The sequence below is a fragment of the Rhodococcus sp. NPDC057135 genome, from assembly GCF_042670865.1.
GTDB lineage: Bacteria > Actinomycetota > Actinomycetes > Mycobacteriales > Mycobacteriaceae > Rhodococcus_F.
Window position 1 is genome coordinate 1 of record NZ_JBHUUU010000048.1, and the last position, 1,160, is coordinate 1,160.

1 protein-coding gene is annotated in these 1,160 nt (G+C 67.7%); it reads right to left on the reverse strand.

From position 1 onward, the window contains the following. Positions 1-334: 334 nt before the first annotated feature. The coding region (locus tag ACFT1A_RS30975) for a class I SAM-dependent methyltransferase (RefSeq protein ID WP_378450110.1) at positions 335-1,160 on the reverse strand (826 nt) is incomplete at its 5' end.

Here is a 1,160-nt window from a genome sequence, read left to right on the forward strand (position 1 = left end):
CATTTCCCCGAAAAGTGCCACTTGCGGAGACCCGGTCGTCAGCTTGTCGTCGGTTCAGGGCAGGGTCGTTAAATAGCCGCTTATGTCTATTGCTGGTTTACCGGTTTATTGACTACCGGAAGCAGTGTGACCGTGTGCTTCTCAAATGCCTGAGGTTTCAGCAAAAAACCCCTCAAGACCCGTTTAGAGGCCCCAAGGGGTTATGCTAGTTATTGCTCAGCGGTGGCAGCAGCCTAGGTTAATTAAGCTGCGCTAGTAGACGAGTCCATGTGCTGGCGTTCAAATTTCGCAGCAGCGGTTTCTTTACCAGACTCGAGTACTTACTTAAATGTTATCACCGCTTGGCGTAGACGCTGCGGTGCACCCGCCACTGCTGCACCCGCGGCCGGTCCGGGTCCGCGAGGCCGCGCAGTTCGGCGAGGGCCGGCTCCACCACCCGGCCCCAGGTCTCGTCGTCGACCTCCCACAGGTAGGGCGGCAGCCGGCGCTCCAGGCTCTCCAGCAGCTGACGCGGTGTGGTGGCCCGCTCGTAGTCCGGCGCGAACTCGTGCCGCAGCCGGGTCAGCCCCGCCGCGGCCGCGGCCGCGTCCAGCCGTTCGGGGGTGTCGGGCCGCGGCGGCTGGAGCACGGCCAGCCGGTCCAGTACGGCGACCAGGTCGTCCGGGTCGGCCGCGGGGTCGCCGTGCACCGCGAGCAGCCGCCCGCCGGGGCGCAGCACCCGCGCCGCCTCCGCGAGGGCGCGCGGCATGTCCCCGACCAGATGCAGGACGTGCGTGAAGACCAGGTTGTCGAACGTGCCGTCCCGGAACGGCAGGGCCCGGGCGTCCCCGGCCGTCACCCGCCCCGCCAGCCGCTCCGCGGCCCGCGACAGCATCGGCAGCGACAGGTCGACGCCGTGGACCCGGTGGCCGAGTTCGGCCAGTCCCGCCGCCACGATGCCCGTCCCGACACCCACTTCGAGCACCGGGCCGGGTACCAGGTCCCCGGCGAGTTGCGCCGCGGCCTGCCGGCCGCGCTCCATTCCGCCCCGCATCCGGTCGTAGTCGTCCGCGACCCGGTCGAAGGCCTTGTCCTCGGTCGCCGACTGGAAATAGAGGTTTTCGTCCCCCGGATCCTGGCTGTGGTGATGATGGTGATGGCTGCTGCCCATGGTATATCTC